Source organism: Roseovarius sp. (assembly GCF_040219995.1).
GTDB lineage: Bacteria > Pseudomonadota > Alphaproteobacteria > Rhodobacterales > Rhodobacteraceae > Roseovarius.
Window position 1 is genome coordinate 188430 of sequence record NZ_JAVJUC010000046.1, and the last position, 17614, is coordinate 206043.

A 17614-nucleotide genomic window follows, 5' to 3' on the forward strand; every position below is an offset into this window, starting at 1 on the left:
AACGCCATAAACACGCGCAATCGTTGCAGTATTTGGCTGCCATAAAGCGCGCCCCGGAAAGGTTGCAGCGCCCACCCGCGGTCGGGCACCGCGCGGCTTGTCCCTGAAACGGCAAAGGTCGGCTTCAGGCCAAAACCAACCCAACACATGTGCCGCATTCACGGCCCTGCATGTTCTTTCAAGAGACCGGTAAGGCGCGGCCCACCCCACCTGCGCCGCAGCGCTCCGTTCACGCTCTCGTGCAGGCGTTCGGACGGGTCGCGCCCGACCACACGAGGGCGGCGCATCAGCAGTATCTTGCCCCAGCCGATCCATGTGCCGACCGACGGCGCGCTGGCATCCTGCGGAAACCGGGCGCGCCAGCCCTCTGGCAGGGGCAGTGCGCAGCCCTCGGCCCGTTCCAGCATCCACACCAGCGGGATATTCGCCAGTGGGCGCGCCGCCTGCACGCCGCAAAGCTGCCCGCCGACATCCGAATGGCAGCCCCGGAACCAGACCTGCTCCAGATCGCCGTCGAAGTCCGGCAGTGTTTCCCACAGGACCGGCCAATAGGCGTTGCGCGTCTCGTCCAATGCCAGGGCGTGAAAGCCGTGCCGCGTGGTACGCCCGAGGTGGTGACTGTGAAACCCGTGCTGATCGACGCGAAAGCGCCAGAGCAGCGGGATGCGCAGGCCAAGCGCCTTGACCGTGTCCCAGACGCCGACCATCTCGACATGGCAGGTGGCGTGGCAATGAGCGCGGGCGAATGCCTCTGCCACCTTGGAATGCGGCGTGCAGCGGTAATGCCGAAAGGCAAGGCGCACATTGCGCTCGGTCGCGGCCTCGGCCCGCACCAGGCCGACCCGGTCGATCACCCCGGCCAGCGAGCGCACCGCGTAGGCCCCGCGCGAATAGCCGATCAGGAAAATCCGGTCGCCGGGGCGGTAGCGGCTGGCAAGATAGCCATAGGCGCGGCGGATCTGCCGGTTGATGCCGCGCCCCAGGATGATGTCACCGGTCGCGCGCCAGTCGCGCCATTGGATCCCCGCCTCGTAATAGAGCGACAGGTCTTGTCCCGCCACCTCGCGCAAGAGCTTGAATGTCAGCCCGGCATTGGTCTCATAGCCCTCTGCAAGGCTCGACATCGTGCCGTCGAGGATCAGGACATGGGTGACCGGCCCGCGCCGGTGGGCAAAGGCCGTATGCTCGGCCCGAGAGCCGGGGCGCAGCCAGTCGTATACGCTCTTGGTCCAGTCACGCCATGACATGCGACACCTGTCCTGACAGGCCGCAGGCTGCGGCCCTCACGCGGTCAATATAAGGTCAGTCTGCACCGAAATAACTGACATTTCATGAAAATTCACGTGAACCATGCGTCAGAGCCGCGCCACCGTGACCACATCGCGCAATCCGTAGCCGTTGAACTCGGTGCTGAGGCTGCGGGTGTAGGCGCCCATGCCGTGGATCAGCAGGTAATCGCCCTCGGCCAGATCACCGGGCAGGGGCAAGGGCGCGGGCAGCCGGTCGATGCTGTCACAGGTCGGGCCGAAGACCACGCGCGGCTGCGGGGCACCGCGCCGTGCCGTGCCATCGGGTGCGATCACCTCGATCCGGTCGGGCGCGCCGATGTCGCGGATCTCGGTGAGGCCCCCGTAGACGCCGTCATTGACGAAGATCGCGCCCGTATCGCGCAGCGCCTTGACGCGGACCGCCATGCTGAACGCCTCGGCGACCATGGCGCGGCCCGGCTCACAGACAAGCGTCGGGGCGTCCGCGCCGAAGTGCTGCGCCATCCGGCTGCCGATATGGGCAAAGATCGCCGCGAGGTCCGGCGCGGGTCCGGTGCGGTGCGAGGCGAAACCGCCGCCGACATTGAGCCGGTGCAGACGCACGCCCGCGCTGCGCGCCACCTCGGCGGCGGCGGCGATATAGCTGCCCCAGGCGTTCGGGTCGGCGCATTGCGTGCCGGGGTGAAAGGTCATCGACGGGGTGAAACCGCGCGCCACCACGGCGCGCAGCAATTCCGCCGCGCGGTCGGGGCCGACGCCGAATTTCTCGCCGAAATCATAGGCGGCACCGACAACGGGGAGAGCCAAGCGCACGCTGATCTCGGCATCCGGCGCGACATGGCCCGTCAGCTTGTCCAACTCGTGCAGGCAATCGACCGAGAAGGAGCGCACGCCCATCTCAGTAGCAATCCTGACCTCGGCGGGCGAGCGCACCGGGTTGTTGTAATGCAGCGCGGCATCGGGGGCGACGGCGCGCACGGCACGCATCTCGGCGGGGCTTGCGACGTCGAACCCGGTGATCCCGGCGCGGGCGAGATTGGCCAGCACCTCCTCACCCGGGTTGGCCTTGACCGCATAGGTCACAAGGCCGGGAAAGCCCTGCCGGAACGTCTGCGCCGTGGCCTGAAGCCGCTCGGGGCTGAAATAGAGTACCGGTGCGTCGGGGGCATGGCGCATGAGATGCGCGCGCGGATCGGGGATGGGGGGGGTGTTTTCCATGGGTGTTTTCCCTCTTGGCCTGCTCTTTCTTTCAGTGTCCCCCGAATTTGCATCGATTCATCGCGTTATTTCGTCTAATCTTGTGGCAATATCTGGCGAAACGACGGCATGACATCACAGATCGACGAAACCGACCGAAAGCTGATCGCCCTCCTTCAGGACAATGCCCGCCTGCCGGTGGCCACGCTTGCGCGCCGTCTCGGGCTGGCGCGCACCACGGTGCAGGCGCGGCTGGACCGGCTGGAAAACTCAGGGGTGATCGCGGGGTATGCGCTGCGGCTCGGTCAGGCCGCGCGCGCTGCATTACGCGCCACGGCGCTTTTGAGCATCGAGCCGCGCACCGGCCCGGCGGTGCTGGCGCGGCTCAAATCGCTGCCGCAGGTGCGCCGGGTGCACACCACCTCGGGGCGGTTCGACCTGATCGTGACGATCGAGGCCGAGACCACCGAGGCGCTGGATGACACGCTCGACCGGATCGGCGAGGCCAAGGGGGTGAAGGGGTCGGAAAGCCTGATTCACCTCAGCACGAAACTCGACCGGGGGGCCTGAGGCCGCTGGTGCGATTCGGGTATTTTTGCCAAGAAGAAACCGGGGGCGTCAGCGACGACCGAGCAATCCGGCATGGCGGAACCACAGCACGAGCGCGGCCCCGATCAGCACGAGCCCCCCGCTCACGATCCAGAAGGCGCGCGGATCCTCCGCCCCCGGCATGCCGCCCACGTTGATCCCCAGAAGCCCGGTCAGAAGCCCGAGCGGCAGGAAGATCGCCGCCACCACCGACAGGATCAGCATCTGCCGGTTCATCAACTCGGCGCGCGCATCCATGATCTGATCATGGACCACCTGCGCGCGGTCGCGGATCGCGTCGAGTTCCTCGGCCAGCCGGGTCATGCGCTCGGTCGCCTCGCGCAGGCGCGAGCGGTCGTGCGGATGAATCCACGGCATGTCCTCGATCTCGAAGGTGCTGAGCGCGTCGCGCTGCGGGGCCATATGCCGCCGGAGCAGGATCGCCACCCGCCGGATATCGGCCAGCCCACGCCGGTCGAGCGCGCTCAGCCCTTCGATCACCTGATCCTCCAGCGTGTCGAGCTTTTCGTTGAGGCCCGCGACCACCGGCTCGGCACGATCCGCGAGCCGCAGGGCGAGCCGCGCCACCAGCTCCGCCGCGCCATCCGGACCCTGCCCGCGCGCCACACCGTCCATCACGTCGCGCACCGCCATCAGGCGGCGCAGTTGCACGGTGACGACCAGCCCCGCCGTGACCCACATGCGCAGGGAGACCATGTCCTCGACCTCGTCGCCGGGGTTGAGATTGACGCCGCGCAGGTTGATCAGCAGCCCCTCGCCATGCGCGGTGCAGCGCGGGCGGGTCTCGGGGGCCAGAAGCGCGCGCTTGACCAGCGGATCGAGCGCCGATGCCTCGAGCCAGTCGCGGGCGCCGGGCCGGGCGCAATCCACATGCACCCATGTCAGCGTGCCCTCTGCCGACCAATCCGCAGGAGCCGCGCCTTCGGGCTGCACGGCGGTGCCAGCCCCGTCCGGGGCGATCCGCCATACTGTCACACCGTCCATTTGCCCGTCTCCTGCCTGCTGCACCATCGTGAGCATGGGCCATATCGCGGCGCCTGTCACGCCGCCGCAGACCTAAGAAAATGCGCCGCCCGCCTTCCCCTTGTGGCGCGCATTCGTTAGAGCATCGCAAAACCCTTCAATTGCAGGACCGACACGTCATGGCGATGGACAAGACATTCAACGCAGCCGAAGCCGAAGCGCGGCTTTACGAGGCCTGGGAGACGGCCGGGGCCTTTGCCGCCGGGGCCAATGCGAAGGCAGGGGCCGAGACCTTCTCGATCATGATCCCGCCGCCCAATGTGACCGGCAGCCTGCATATGGGGCACGCGTTCAACAACACCTTGCAGGATATCCTCATTCGCTGGCACCGGATGCGCGGGCATGACACGCTGTGGCAGCCGGGGCAGGATCATGCGGGCATCGCGACGCAGATGGTGGTGGAGCGGCAGTTGGGCGAAGCCGGTCAGCGGCGCACCGATTTCACCCGTGAGGAGTTTCTCGCCAAGGTCTGGGACTGGAAGACGCAATCGGGCGGCACGATCATCAATCAGTTGAAGCGCCTTGGGGCCTCCTGCGACTGGTCGCGCAACGCGTTCACCATGTCGGGTGCCCCCGCAGCACCCGAGGGCGAGGACGGCAATTTCCATGATGCGGTAATCAAGGTTTTTGTCGACATGTACGACAAGGGCCTGATCTATCGCGGCAAGCGGCTGGTGAACTGGGACCCGCATTTCGAGACCGCAATTTCCGATCTGGAGGTCGAGAACGCGGAGGTGCCGGGCCATATGTGGCACTTCAAGTACCCGCTGGCGGGGGGCGAGACCTATGAGTATCTGGAGAAAGATGAAGACGGGACCGTGATCTTCCGCGAGACCCGAGACTATATCTCCATTGCCACCACGCGGCCCGAGACGATGCTGGGCGATGGCGCGGTGGCGGTGCACCCAGGCGATGAGCGTTACGCGCCCATCGTCGGCAAGCTGTGCGAAATCCCGGTGGGGCCGAAAGAGCATCGCCGTCTGATCCCGATCATCACCGACGACTATCCCGACCCGACTTTCGGCAGCGGTGCCGTCAAGATCACCGGCGCGCATGATTTCAACGATTACGGCGTGGCGCGACGCGGCGGTATCCCGATGTACCGGCTCATGGATACGCGCGCGCAGATGCGCGACGACGGGGCCCTTTATGCCGAATGCGCCGCGCGCGCGCAGGAGATCGCGACAGGTGCCGAGTTCACCATCGAGGAGGTGGACACATTGAACCTGGTGCCCGATCACCTGCGCGGGCTGGACCGGTTCGCGGCGCGGGAGAAGGTGGTCGAGGAGATCACCGAGGAAGGGCTGGCGGTGATGACACGCGCGGACGATCCGCGTCTTGGCAAGGCGGCGCAGAAACCGGCCACCCCGGAAGAGGGCGAAGAGACGCGCGATGCCGAATGGGTGCCGCTGGTCGAGGCCAAGCTCATCATGCAGCCCTTTGGCGACCGCTCCAAGGTGGTGATCGAGCCGATGCTGACCGATCAGTGGTTCGTGGACACCGCCAAGATCGTGCAGCCCGCGCTCGACGCCGTGCGCTCGGGCGAGGTGACGATCCTGCCCGAGGCGGATCGCAAGGTCTATTTCCACTGGCTGGAGAATATCGAGCCGTGGTGTATTTCGCGGCAGCTGTGGTGGGGGCATCAGATCCCGGTCTGGTACGGGTTCGATCTCAGCTCGCCCGATTTCCGCGATGACGAGAACGACGGCGCGCTTGATCTTGTGGAAATGCTGCGCGGGCTGAACGAGGGGCATACCGGGCATCTGATGGAATGCGGCGCGGATTTCGCGACGGTGTCCGATGCCTGGCACGACAAGCTGGCGGCGTTGCCGGTGCCGCTTGCCGCGATGCAGGTGGTCGAGGTTGCGAGCCGGGAGGACGCCCTGCACCGGCTGGCCTCGTCGCTGGCCGAGTATACCGCGACGCAGGACCCGACGCATCTGGTCTATCCGATCTGGCGCGATCCGGATGTCCTCGACACCTGGTTCTCCTCCGGGCTCTGGCCCATCGGTACACTGGGCTGGCCCGAGGACACGCCGGAATTGCAGAAGTATTTCCCGACCTCGGTACTGATCACCGGCTTCGACATCATCTTCTTCTGGGTCGCGCGCATGATGATGATGCAATATGCGGTGGTGGGGCAGAAACCATTCAGCCACGTCTATGTGCATGCGCTGGTGCGCGACGAGAGCGGCAAGAAGATGTCGAAATCATTGGGCAACGTGCTCGACCCGCTGGACCTGATCGACGAGTATGGCGCGGATGCGGTGCGCTTTACCCTCACCGCGATGGCGGCGATGGGGCGCGATCTGAAGCTCTCGAAAGAGCGGATCGCGGGCTATCGCAACTTCACCACCAAGCTGTGGAATGCCGCGCGGTTTGCCGAGATGAATGGCGCGACAGGCTCTGGCGGCACGGTGCCGACGCCCTCTGCCACGGTCAACAAGTGGATTATCGGCGAGACCGCCAAGGCGCGGATCGCGGTGGACGAGGCGCTGGAGAACTTCCGCTTCAACGATGCCGCGAACACGCTTTATGCCTTTGTCTGGGGCACGGTCTGCGACTGGTATGTGGAATTTTCCAAGCCGCTCTTGATGGATGGTGACGAGGCCACCAAGGCGGAGACGCAGGCGGTGATGGCCTGGGTGATCGACCAGTGCCTGATCCTGCTGCACCCGATCATGCCCTTTGTCACCGAGGAATTGTGGGGCACGCTCGGTCAGCGTCAGAAGATGCTGGTGCATGCCGATTGGCCCAGCTACGGCGCGGACATGGTGGACAACGCGGCGGATCGCGAGATGAACTGGGTAATTTCGCTGATCGAGCAGATCCGCTCGGCCCGGGCACAGATGCATGTGCCCGCCGGGCTGCATGTGCCGCTGTTGGTCACCGAATTGAACGAGGCGGGCCGTGCGGCCTGGGCGCGCAACGAGGTGATGATCAAGCGGCTGGCGCGGATCGAGAGCCTGACCGATGTGGATGCCTTCCCCAAGGGCTGCGTGACCGTGACCGTCGAGGGCGGCAGCTTTGGCCTGCCGCTGGCGGATATCATCGACGTGGGAGAGGAAAAGGCGCGGCTGGAGAAGACGCTGGGCAAGCTGGAGAAAGAGCTAGGCGGGCTGCGCGGGCGGCTGAAGAACCCGAAATTCGTCGAAAGCGCGCCCGAGGACGTGGTGGCGGAAACCCGCGAGAACCTTGCCCTGCGCGAGGAGGAAGAGGCCAAGCTGCGCGCCGCCCTCGACCGGCTCGCCGAACTCGGCTGAAGAGATGGCACCGCCGGGGCGCTCAACCTCCCGGCGGTGCGACGTTCGAGATCGAACCGCCGGGCTGGCGGCTATGTCATCATCCGGGTTGGGCAGGTCCCATATCGAGACGTCAGGCTAGAGCGCGGGCCTGCGTTCTCGACCCCATGGGTGGGCATTCGGCAGCGTTATCTCAGAACGTGGTATACGTTTCGGGCAAGTTTGACCTCTTCACGGCGTTGGGGCTGCGATCATGGTCAAAGACTGTCGAGTGAATGTTCGCGCCCTCCGGAACAATGCGTTCTTCGAACCAAGGGATGTAGACCCCTGCAATCGTGCTCCTGCTGGTCTTGATGTGTCGGCGTTTGAAGCGAGGCAGACACTCCAGCATCGACCATGCCGGGGTCATTGAATTGTTGATAGGCGCCTGCGCATCGGGTGCCATGTAGCGCTCACTGTTCTGAGCGAGGACAATGGTGTTGATCGTGCGCGTCTTGAGCAGCACGTCCGCTGCCTGTGCTTCTCGAATCATCCAGGTCAGGGGTATTTTGGCGATCGCGCTCTTGGCCTCGGGATATCCGCCGCCGACATCACCGTGCGACCCTACGAACCAGGCTTCTTTCACATCCTGCTCGATCTCAGATTTCGCATTGAAGTGTTCACGCCGGTGCATCTTGCCTGCGGGCCAGAGCTGAGGTTGGAACATGGTCCTGCGCTCGTCCAAGGCGAGGGCATGCCGCACGCTCTCGACACTTGGATTCGTGCTTGTGAACGCATGTGATCTTAACCTTGGCCCGAACCTTCCACTCTCAATCACTGACCCAACGGTGTCGAAAAGGCCCAGCAATCGAATCCGGGGGCGGGTCGGGCGAAGTATGCGCTCAAAAAGACGGACTTCTGCAAAGCTGTTGTCACCAGTCTCGCTATCCGCATTCTCTCCTATGCTTTTGTATGCCCGGTAGGCGTAGTTCAAAAGGTTCAGGTTGTCCGGATGGAGCAACCCGACCGCGTGAATGAAGCCCGCCAGAACCCTTGCGGTATATGCACCCCGGCTGAAGCCGAAGATGAAGATCCGATCTGCTTCATCGCATTCACCGTTCTTGTGATCGTAATGATGGACGAGATAGCGATAGGCCTGCTTTACGTTGGCATCCATTCCCCAGCCGGTGGCCAAGCCCCAGATCTCGACCAAGCGCCTGTAATAGTAGGATGCGGAATTCTCGGCCCCGAAGGTGCCGACACCGGGGTCATAGAAGACGCATTGTTCCGGAGATTTCTTGAGACATCCAAAGAGCCGCAGGATGTTCGTCCTATCCTGCGAAATCTCGTTCGACGTTCCGTCACACAGAATGACAATGTTCTTGCTCAATTGCTTCACCCAACGGTTAATTCGTCTTCCAGGTAGTGTAACTCCGAGGTTTCAGCCTAGCCAACTGTCAGAGCCCTGATTCGGTCGATCATGGATTTGGACAAGCGTGCGACTTGCTCGATCGCCGCCAGAATATCTTGCGTCGTCCGGATACGTTCGAGGAGTTGGCGCGCATCGTCGCGTCGGCTCTGCAACTCCGCAAGGATCGCATCGACCACAGGCGTCGACAAAAGCTCTTGTTCGAGTTTTTCCAAGGCTTCTTCCTTGGCATCGCGTGCCGTGCGCCACGCGGCATCAATCCGTGCATGGGTTTCCATGTCGCCCTTGAACTTGGCCAGCAGTTTTTGCTGTCGGGCTGTTCGGGTGAATTCGTCGAACATGAAGTCCACGGTCTTTGCGGTTTGAAGTATCTGCGCTGCCGTTGCCATCGCGCGGCTCCCTTATGTCTAGTGCGGACCTTATTGTGTTTCCGCGAATGCCTTTACCGCTTGGGCCAGATCGAAGATGCGGCTGTTCGCGTCATTCAGCGCGTCCTGGCTACCTGATCGCCCGAAGCTGTCGACGATGGCCGCATGTGTCACCCCGATCTGCCAGAACACCCGCCAGCCGGCCGACTCCTCGGCCCGGCGCGCGGCCTCATAGGCCTCCTCGATGCGTGCGAGGTCGCCGGCGTTGCCGGGCGTTCCGGTATCGGTCGCACTCTGAAGCCGGTCATAGGCTGCGGCCACCTCGGCGCGGTCAAATTCGCGGTTGAACCAAACGGCGACGATCCGGGCGGCGGTCTGAACGGCAGGATCGGCCTCGGTCACCACGGATTTCAACAGGCGATACCTGTAGGCCTCGAGGATCTCGGAACTGGCCCGCCCGACAAGATCCCGCCCGGTCTGAGAGAACACGCGTGCGGCCAGACCCTCGTCACCGGCGCGCGGCGCTGCGGTTTCGGTCAGATCACCAACCGCATCGAGCGCGGCCACCGCAGCCGCCGCCGTTTCGGCCCGCGTGTCGGTCGTCAGGATGGTCTGAAGCGCCTCCGCGTAATCCTTCAGGCCGCGGACCAGTCGCCGGGCGTTCGCGGCCTCGACCCGAGGGTCGCCTTCGGGAAGTGCGTCCGAGGCGGGGCGGATTTCCGACGTCTGAGGGTCAAATACCTTGGGTGCAAGGCGACAGACCTCCTCGAAGTCGGGCGGGGCCTGGGAAAACTCGACCGCCGTCGGCTCGAGCGGTTGGCACCTCTCTTCCAAAGCGTAGAGGCTGGACTGCTGCGCCAGGACCGAGCGCCTCAATTCGGCCAGTCCGGCATCCAGTTGCCGATCATCAAATGCACGCTCTGCGGTAGTACCGGCCCGGCTGACCGAGCCTGCAAAATCCTCCATCAGCGGGCGGACGGGATCACTGCTGCACGCGCCGAGACCTATAAGGACAGCCGCATACAGAGCGAAGCGGGCAGACATGGCGGCGAACATAAATCACCTCTTTTCAATAGATTAACGTAAAAAACCTATATGCGCATGGACGTTAGCGCATCACCCCGGCACGGAAACAGGATACCTCAAGTCCAGTCACCGCTCAAGAGCGCGATCATGCCGCTAATCTCTGGCGTCCTCGGTAACAGGATTCTCACGTTTATTTGAACGAAAAAAAATGCTACAATAGATTGTGTTCCTTTCTGGTTTTGAGCGGTTGGCATGAGTCGTTCCTAACGCGTGATCTTTCGTCACACTCGGGACAGGAAAATGAAAATTGAGAAAAAGTATTTGATCAACGAGGATCTCGTTGAGATGCCTTCTACGGCGCTTTTGCAGGCGCGCACGGGCGATCAGGCCAAGTTTGAACGAGCGGTTTCGCGGGTCATTTCGCGCGATTTGCCGATGGTGTCCACGGACGGGATCATCGCGGGGCTTCGCTACAAATCGTCGGTTGATGGCCAGTCGGATTTCTACTTGCCGCGATATGTTGTGCGTTCGATGCAAGGACGCCGAACCACGCGGCTAGAAATGTTTCCACCCAGCGACGATCCTGCGGCACCTGCAGGGCGTCTTACCGTTGAGCTTCAGGCGCTGCCGCTGGTGACGGTGGACCCGGTGCGCATCATGCCGCACGACGTATCACTGAGACTGGGCTACCACGTGCCGGTTTCCTCGGACACGCCCTCGGAAACCTCGTTCGGACTGGCGCGATTCGAAGGACGGTGGCGGAATTCGGACCCGGACACCGATGGCGTGACGGCCTTGAAGATCGCAGTGGCCGGCGAAAATCAGCTCAAACTCCACGCCACACGAGACCAGCATGCCAACAAAACCGATCTGGGAACGGTCGTCGCCGACATACGTGACGGCCGTGCCATGGCCAGTTTTCATATCCAGGGAAGTACCGTCACCCTGACGCTCAGCGAGCGCGATGGCGTGCTTTCGGTGAGTGAATTGCTTGACGTGCATGACCCGGGTGCACCTGGAGATCGTGTGATTCACCACGTTTTCCACCCCGATCACGCCACCGGTGACACGCCTTTCATTTGGATGGATCTGGCGCCGGTATCCGATGTCGGCAGCACGGTGCGGAAGTCGGTGACCACGATCGAGGACATGGAAACCTATATCCGGCTTTACCGTGTGCTGACGCGGCCGGAACATCGGGCGCGGATAGAGGTGACGGCGACCGCGACGGTCGGGCGCCGCAGCGTCAAACAGAATTTTGTCGGGCACAAAGCCAGGAAAGCCCTGCTTGAACGCGTCGGGGCCAAGGCATTTCATATTGATCCGGCCGCCGCCAAGAAGATCCGCGAAAAGGCACTGAGCACCGCGATCGACCAGCCCGAAGCAGCGGTTCAGCCGAATATCGAGATGCGGATTGAGCGCACGCCGCAGGCCAACACCAGACCCGCGACGCCGCGGGTTGCGCCCGACAGCACGCGGCGGATCGACACCATCCGGCTGCCGGTCGCGGACACCCTCGATCAGCCTTCTGTCCTGCGCCGCAGCGTCCCCACGCGTTTCGGGCGCAACGCCGAACTGGTCCGCCGGATCGCCGAGTCCCGACGCTTGGCCGAAGAGGCGGGGCGCACCTCGAGCGAAGGGCAGCGCCGGGCGGACGTCCAGACCCTGTCCGTCGCGCTCAACAAATCCTTTCTCGACAAGATCGTGACCTCCAAGCTGCCAAGCTGGGTCATGGTCGAGCCCAGCGGCAAGCCGGTGCTGACGCGCAGACAGGAGACCGGTGTTCAGATCGTGTCGCCGTTCTGGGCTGATCCGGACCTACACGCCGACCAGCTCGACGCGCCCGAGGACAGTTCGGGTGGCCTGGTCCTGCTGCGCCATGAGATCCGGTCCGGTTCGGATACCGCGATCTTTTATCAGGACGGGCTGGTGCCCTCGCAGATCTACTACGAACCTCAGGAATTCCGGCTGGTGCGATCCGAAAGCGCCCCCTATGCGCCGCTCGTGCTGTTTCATCTCAACGAAGAGGTCGATGAATCCGCCGCGAGTGATGATGGGCCAAGCTATTCGGTCACGATGACCTATCAGGCAAAGCCCTATATTCAGCCCGATCTCATTGCCATGGCACATGAACAGTTCGGGGCGGACAGTCACATATCGCCGATCACGCCGACCGTGACGTCGCTTACGATCGGGCTTTTGGCCGACAACGGCGACACCGAAGCCGAAGTCACGCGCGACGACGCGGAGGTCGATTTTGTGCATGGTCTGAGCGATGCACTCACCTTTGACGAGGATGAGTACCGCCAGTTGACCACGGCGTTTCAGACCGCATCGGGTATTGGGCTGTCGGGACATGTCGCGGCGACCTTTCCCGACGGACGACAGGGCACGGTGCCGGTTCGGATCGGCATGCGCAACACCATCGGCGACGTGTTCAACGCCAGTCTTACCAACGCGGAAGACAGCCCCTCCACCACTGTCACATACGTCAACCGCATTGAGAGTCCGACACGGATTCATGAGTTTCCAGTCGTGATACTGGGTGAAGACCGGCGCGCCATTGCGGAAACGGCACCGCCGACCGATCCGCTGGAGCCGGGCGGAACGCTGGCTGTCACGTACCGGTCGGACCCGCCCGGCGGCACGCTGACAGTGCCGCCGCAACTGAGCGATGTTTCGGTGCTGCCGGACCTGCTGGCGATCCTCGCCCAAACAACCGTTGTGCAGGGCTATGCGAACGACACGTTCGAGGTCACGGTTCGTATTGAACCGATGTTCTTTGATGTCACACCTGAGGGTGCCGAGCCGTTGACCGGCGTTTCCGTCACCTTTCGAACGCGCGAAGAGCCGGTTGTGCTGACACCGGACGCGCCGTCGCAAACCGTGACCTTGCAGATGCCGCATATCCTGTTCCTGACCAACGCGACCGAAGCGCAGCATTACGCCTATTCGGTTCAGGATCTGCATGCCTCGGGCGCGGGTGCGGCAACCCCCTATGCTGCCGGATCAGGGAACCTCGATGTGCAACCGGCGATGTCTCAGAGCGGGGGGGCCTGATGCTTGTTTTCGACCGCCCCGTCGCGCATGTCGGCAATGCCTTTCTGGATGACGCCGATCCGCACCTGGCGCATCTGCTGCCAGACCGGTTGTCGCCGATCGTGACCGATGGCACGCCCGAGCTCTCGCTGGTTCTGCATGTGAATGACGACGGCGAGGGCGGCGGCGTTTTTCAGGGACGGTTTGCAGGCTCCATGCTGTCGTTTCAGGCGCCGGACGGGATGGAGTGGACGAGGGCGGCGATCTCGGGCTGCAATGTCCGCGTCACCCCACGCACGCAAGTCCCCGGCGCGGAAGAGCTCATGACGTGGCGCGCTGCTGTCACGGACGGTGAGGGTGGTGTCTTGATCCAGCTCTTGCTCGATGCAAGGTCGGCGCTGCTGATGCGGCGACTGGCGCTTGGCGATGATCGCGTCCTCGACCTGAGCTTTGATCTGGAGATTCCGGGCCGGGCGCAAGGTGTACCGGCGACAGCCGAACTGCCCGGCGTGCAGCTTTGGGATCACCTGTCGGCGCAACTGGGGGCGGCCCCTACCCGCCCGGTCGATATAGAGCGGGCTTTTCTGTCCCTGCCCAAAGGGCTCATAACCTTTCACGCCATGGGTCGCGCGTCATTGCCCGACACGGATCGTCTGCTGCGTGAGACGGCAGCACGCGCGCGCGCCTTGATCTTTGACCCGGACCCAGACGGCGGTCATGTGCTGATAGAGCGCGACCGCATGAGCACGCTGCGCGTGGCGCTCGACACCCCGCGTACGGAAGTTCGTACACACAGGATAGACTGGTCGATGGGCGACTTCGTGGCCGGGTTGGACGACGCGGGCCGGTCACGTCACTTTCCGCAGATCCGAACCATAGAACCGTTTGCCGATGTCGACATCCACGTCCTGAACCAGATTCCACTGGATTCACGGCACGCCATGCAAGCGGTCGTTGATCTTTCCTTTCCCGGTCCGGGTGGCACGCCCGAAAACAGCACGTTGCGGTTTCGTCCCGACGATCCGATCGATGCGACACAGCGGACGCGCTACCCCGCGATCACGCAGGCGTTCGAAGTCACCAGCCGGGTCAAACTTGTTCTGGCCCCCGGGCCCGGCGGCGGGTTTCCAAGGTTCTGGCCGCCAGATCCGACCTTCGAGCCTGCCGCGAACCCGTTCATGATACATGTGTCACCCGAGCGCCTGCAGGTCACGCTGATCCATCTTGTCGCCGACGACGGCATCTTCGATCTGTGCAGCGCGGTGCGGGCGACGTTCGGGCATGATGGCGGTGAAACCGTGGCCGTGCTGACACCTGACGCCCCGGAGGCCCGCGTGGTTCTGACCGGTCATCGAATGGGCACGGTTTATGCACTGCGCATCGAGGCGCTGCCGCCGCCCTCCGAAAACGACGCAGCCGATCATGTCGTGCGCGACGGCCCCGAAACGGAAACCACCGTGCTGGTGGCGCGGGTCGATCTGATGGTGCGCGCGCCGAACCGGATCACCTGCCAGATCGGCGATGACGCAATCCGTTTTGCAGTGCTCGACGTCGCATCCCCCTTCAGCGGATACGTGACGACCCGCGTCTTGCGTCCGGGTCAGACAACCGAAATCGCGGTCTGGCGCCCAAGCGTTTTCTCGACGCTTGCCTATGATTGGCGCGCCGCAATCGTGCGAGAGAACGAGGACGGGCAGCCTCGACCAATGACCCAGGGAAACTGGGCGCGCACCTCTGAAAAGGAGATCGCCCTCATCTGAACCCGTGCCGCCAGTAATTGGAATTTCAATTATTCGAAAGGTTCTTGCCCATGCTCACTGCACCGTCTGTAGCCGTCGTCAACGGCGTCACCGTTTGGGGTGATGACACGGATTTCTTCAGGTTCTACCTGACCGGGTCGCACCCCCGGATCCGCCTCGATGAGGCGGGCGACCCGATTTTCCTTTTGGTTCAGTATGCGATTTCCGATGATGACCGACGAGCCGATCCGGCGCTGCCCGACGGTGCCGGCTATGTCAATTTCGACGTCAGTTTCGAAGTCACCGATGACGAGCTCGAAGCTGTGCGCGCCGAGATGCAGACGCGGGTCGACGCGGAGTGGGAGCGGCGCCGCAACGGCACGCCGGAGGAGCGCAATTCGCGGGGGGTGAAGGGCACGACGGAGCCGCCGAATGTCGAGTTCGCCCAGCCAGACTATATCCGCGGCGGGGTCAACATGTACGCCCCGCAGTCGGAACTGCTCGTGGACAAGCAGGTTGCCCAGGGTGAGCCCGATCTGATGGCCGGGAATATCGCTGTCTTCTCGATGGACCTGACCGCAGCCGGATCGGAATTCATGCATCAGACCCTGACCGCCGGAACCGGGTCGGACCTGACGCCGATACAGATCGGCTACAAGCTGTTCTTTCCCGCCCGCATCCCCCCGGTTCATATCGAAGTGACCGCAGAAAGCGAGCGCATCTACGAAGAGACCCGCAAGTTCATGGATGGCGAGGGCGTGGACAAGTGTACGACCTACGATTTCCAGCAGTCTGACATCAACACCGCGCTTGCAGAGGTTTCAGGGCTGATCGATGTCAAGATCGACCCCGGTTCGGCAAATGTCAGCGACGAGGTTCTCGACGAGCTTCGGCAATATGCGCTCGACATGATGCAGCAGCTGATCGAAAACAACTTCTTCACCGAAGATCCCGCGCTCGGCTATTATCCGGGACTAGAGGACGAACTGCCCGAGGATCTGCTTGATGAAGAGCGTCGCAACCAGCGCCGCAACGGCAACAGCAAGAAGTACCTGAAAAAGTCCTTTGACAAGACGACAATGGACCTGCGGCTTAACCTGCAGCAAAGTTCGGTCGTCGAACTGCAGATCAATCCGCAATCCACGCTGCAGACGTTCTTTGAAGGTTTGCCCCCATCGGAAATCAAACGTTTCGTTCGCCGCCTGCGGCTCGACAACGATCTGTTCAAGAACCTGAACCTGACCACGCGCGTGTTCGCCGATTTCGCTGGCACGGACCTGGAGGCGGTCGAGGTCGAACTGGAATATCGCGGCACCGATTTCGATGGCAGCAACCGGGTTCACAACAAGACGCTTGTGTTCACCGATACCGCCCCGCAACTCTGGTCGCCCTCGCTTATCGGGTCGGAACGCACCGTGCGCTATCGCTACCGATCGAAACTTACCGGAGGCGAGTTCGGCCCGTTCAGCGAGGCCGGGACCATCGAGAGCAGTTCCCTCAACATCGCCATTCCGACGCCGGGGCGACTGGAGCGCAAGGTCGTCGTGGGTGCGTTGGATTTCGATGCGCTGAAGCTGCATTCGGTGCAGGTCGACCTGATCTACGAGGACGATGCGCTCGGGGTTACGCCGGTCAACGAGACGGTCATCCTGACCAAGGCCCATCCCGAAGCGGTGCTGTCGCGTGAAATTGGCGCGGCGGTGCGCAACCCGGTCAGGTTCCGCCGCCGGTTCGCGTTTCAGTCTGGTGAGATCATGGAAGATGAAACCCTGCAGGAATCGGCGTCCGCGACGATCTTTATCGATCAGCCGTTCGGCGCGTTGATGGAGGTTCGGCTGCTGCCCGTGGGACGCGGTTGGGGCGAGGTCGTGCAGGTCACCATCGAGCTATTCTACAAGGACCCCGACAACGATGTGGACATCACCGAGGTCGCGGTGCTGAAAAGCCATCAGGACCTGCGGGTCTGGACGGTGCGCCTGCGCGACCCGGACAAGACCGATTTCACGTATCGGGTAAATATCAGCTATAGCAACGGCGATCACGAAGAGGGCACGCTGCAATCCGATTCCGGGTCCGGCGTTGTTCCGATTTCGGTGCGCGAGCCCCGCACGACGACAGTGGCGGTGATCCCCAACAGGCTGGATTTCGACGCGGCTCCGATCTGCGAGGTGGTGCTGGATCATGCCGAAAGCGACACCCGGGACACCCTGACCTTCCAGACGACAGAGCGACAGGACTGGATCGTGCCGATCCGGCCGAACGAACCGCTCAGCTACACCGCACGTGTCACGCATTTCCCCGATGATCGCGATCCTGTCGTGATCGACATCCCGGATCAATCCGACACCGCGCTGGTGCTGCCACCCTACAAGGCCCCCGAGGCCGGTACCATCGAGATACGGATCATGCCGTCGCTGATCGATTTCGAAAAGACGCCCGTGGTTGTCGTTGACCTGTTGTACGAGGATGACGCCAACGATTTCAGCACGACCCATTCCATAGGGTTCGAGGCGGGCGCCACCACCCAGACGTGGTCGATCCCGGCCAAAGACGTGGCGCGACGACTGTATCAGATGACGCTGACCTATTTCGTCGCCCCCGACAACCAGCCCGTGGTCAAGGAGCCCCAGTTTCTAACAAAAAGCCTGATCGTCGTGCCGCCTTTCGCGGCTGACGTTGAATGACAAACATATCG

General features: G+C 63.0%; 11 protein-coding genes. 5 read left to right on the top strand and 6 right to left on the bottom strand.

The genetic code is table 11. The features are described from left to right. Positions 1–158 precede the first annotated feature (158 nt). A complete protein-coding gene (locus tag RID11_RS20635; RefSeq protein ID WP_350142187.1) occupies positions 159–1247 on the bottom strand; it encodes a T6SS phospholipase effector Tle1-like catalytic domain-containing protein in 1089 nt (362 codons plus the stop codon). 108 nt (positions 1248–1355) lie between these two features. Then, the gene (locus RID11_RS20640; protein ID WP_350142188.1) at positions 1356–2486 is read right to left on the bottom strand and encodes a type III PLP-dependent enzyme; all 1131 of its coding nucleotides are present in this window, start codon (positions 2484–2486) and stop codon (positions 1356–1358) included. 108 nt (positions 2487–2594) lie between these two features. Between RID11_RS20640 and RID11_RS20645 the strand changes: the two genes are divergently transcribed. After that, positions 2595–3035, top strand: coding sequence for an Lrp/AsnC family transcriptional regulator (locus RID11_RS20645; protein WP_350142189.1), 441 nt, complete (start codon positions 2595–2597; stop codon positions 3033–3035). A gap of 48 nt (positions 3036–3083) precedes the next feature. Here the strand turns inward: RID11_RS20645 and RID11_RS20650 are convergent, their stop codons facing one another. Next, positions 3084–4058, bottom strand: a complete 975-nt coding sequence (locus RID11_RS20650; RefSeq protein WP_350142190.1) for a zinc transporter ZntB — start codon at positions 4056–4058, stop codon at positions 3084–3086. 158 nt (positions 4059–4216) lie between these two features. Between RID11_RS20650 and RID11_RS20655 the strand changes: the two genes are divergently transcribed. Beyond that, positions 4217–7360: a valine--tRNA ligase gene (locus RID11_RS20655; RefSeq protein WP_350142192.1), complete on the top strand. Its 3144-nt coding sequence runs from the start codon at positions 4217–4219 to the stop codon at positions 7358–7360. 172 nt (positions 7361–7532) lie between these two features. On the opposite strand, the gene RID11_RS20660 is transcribed toward RID11_RS20655, so the two are convergent. Genes RID11_RS20660 through RID11_RS20670 form a run of 3 tightly spaced genes read right to left on the bottom strand, consistent with a single transcriptional unit; the run spans position 7533 to position 10081 of the window. After that, the gene (locus RID11_RS20660; protein WP_350142193.1) at positions 7533–8708 is read right to left on the bottom strand and encodes a T6SS phospholipase effector Tle1-like catalytic domain-containing protein; all 1176 of its coding nucleotides are present in this window, start codon (positions 8706–8708) and stop codon (positions 7533–7535) included. A 56-nt stretch (positions 8709–8764) separates the two neighbouring features. Beyond that, positions 8765–9136, bottom strand: a complete 372-nt coding sequence (locus RID11_RS20665; RefSeq protein WP_350142194.1) for a hypothetical protein — start codon at positions 9134–9136, stop codon at positions 8765–8767. Between the two features lie 30 nt (positions 9137–9166). Continuing rightward, positions 9167–10081, bottom strand: coding sequence for a hypothetical protein (locus RID11_RS20670; protein WP_350142195.1), 915 nt, complete (start codon positions 10079–10081; stop codon positions 9167–9169). 360 nt (positions 10082–10441) lie between these two features. Here RID11_RS20670 and RID11_RS20675 point away from each other — a divergent pair, with 360 nt between their 5' ends. From RID11_RS20675 to RID11_RS20685, 3 genes are read left to right on the top strand one after another with little or no spacing between them, the layout of a single operon-like run. Continuing rightward, positions 10442–13201, top strand: a complete 2760-nt coding sequence (locus RID11_RS20675; protein ID WP_350142196.1) for a hypothetical protein — start codon at positions 10442–10444, stop codon at positions 13199–13201. Beyond that, positions 13201–14940 (top strand): hypothetical protein, encoded by a 1740-nt coding sequence (locus RID11_RS20680; RefSeq protein WP_350142197.1) that lies wholly within the window; start codon positions 13201–13203, stop codon positions 14938–14940. Before RID11_RS20675 ends, RID11_RS20680 begins: the two co-directional genes overlap by 1 nt. 50 nt (positions 14941–14990) lie before the next feature. Further along, positions 14991–17603: a hypothetical protein gene (locus RID11_RS20685; protein ID WP_350142198.1), complete on the top strand. Its 2613-nt coding sequence runs from the start codon at positions 14991–14993 to the stop codon at positions 17601–17603. Positions 17604–17614: the final 11 nt, after the last annotated feature.

Bases quoted from the DNA above. Each gene is read 5' to 3' on its own strand.
- RID11_RS20685 (WP_350142198.1), top strand. From the start codon at position 14,991: ATGCTCACTGCACCGTCTGTAGCCGTCGTCAACGGCGTCACCGTTTGG.
- RID11_RS20670 (WP_350142195.1), bottom strand. From the start codon at position 10,081: ATGGAGGATTTTGCAGGCTCGGTCAGCCGGGCCGGTACTACCGCAGAG.
- RID11_RS20650 (WP_350142190.1), bottom strand. From the start codon at position 4,058: ATGGACGGTGTGACAGTATGGCGGATCGCCCCGGACGGGGCTGGCACC.
- RID11_RS20655 (WP_350142192.1), top strand. From the start codon at position 4,217: ATGGCGATGGACAAGACATTCAACGCAGCCGAAGCCGAAGCGCGGCTT.
- RID11_RS20645 (WP_350142189.1), top strand. From the start codon at position 2,595: ATGACATCACAGATCGACGAAACCGACCGAAAGCTGATCGCCCTCCTT.
- RID11_RS20635 (WP_350142187.1), bottom strand. From the start codon at position 1,247: ATGTCATGGCGTGACTGGACCAAGAGCGTATACGACTGGCTGCGCCCC.
- RID11_RS20675 (WP_350142196.1), top strand. From the start codon at position 10,442: ATGAAAATTGAGAAAAAGTATTTGATCAACGAGGATCTCGTTGAGATG.
- RID11_RS20680 (WP_350142197.1), top strand. From the start codon at position 13,201: ATGCTTGTTTTCGACCGCCCCGTCGCGCATGTCGGCAATGCCTTTCTG.
- RID11_RS20640 (WP_350142188.1), bottom strand. From the start codon at position 2,486: ATGGAAAACACCCCCCCCATCCCCGATCCGCGCGCGCATCTCATGCGC.
- RID11_RS20665 (WP_350142194.1), bottom strand. From the start codon at position 9,136: ATGGCAACGGCAGCGCAGATACTTCAAACCGCAAAGACCGTGGACTTC.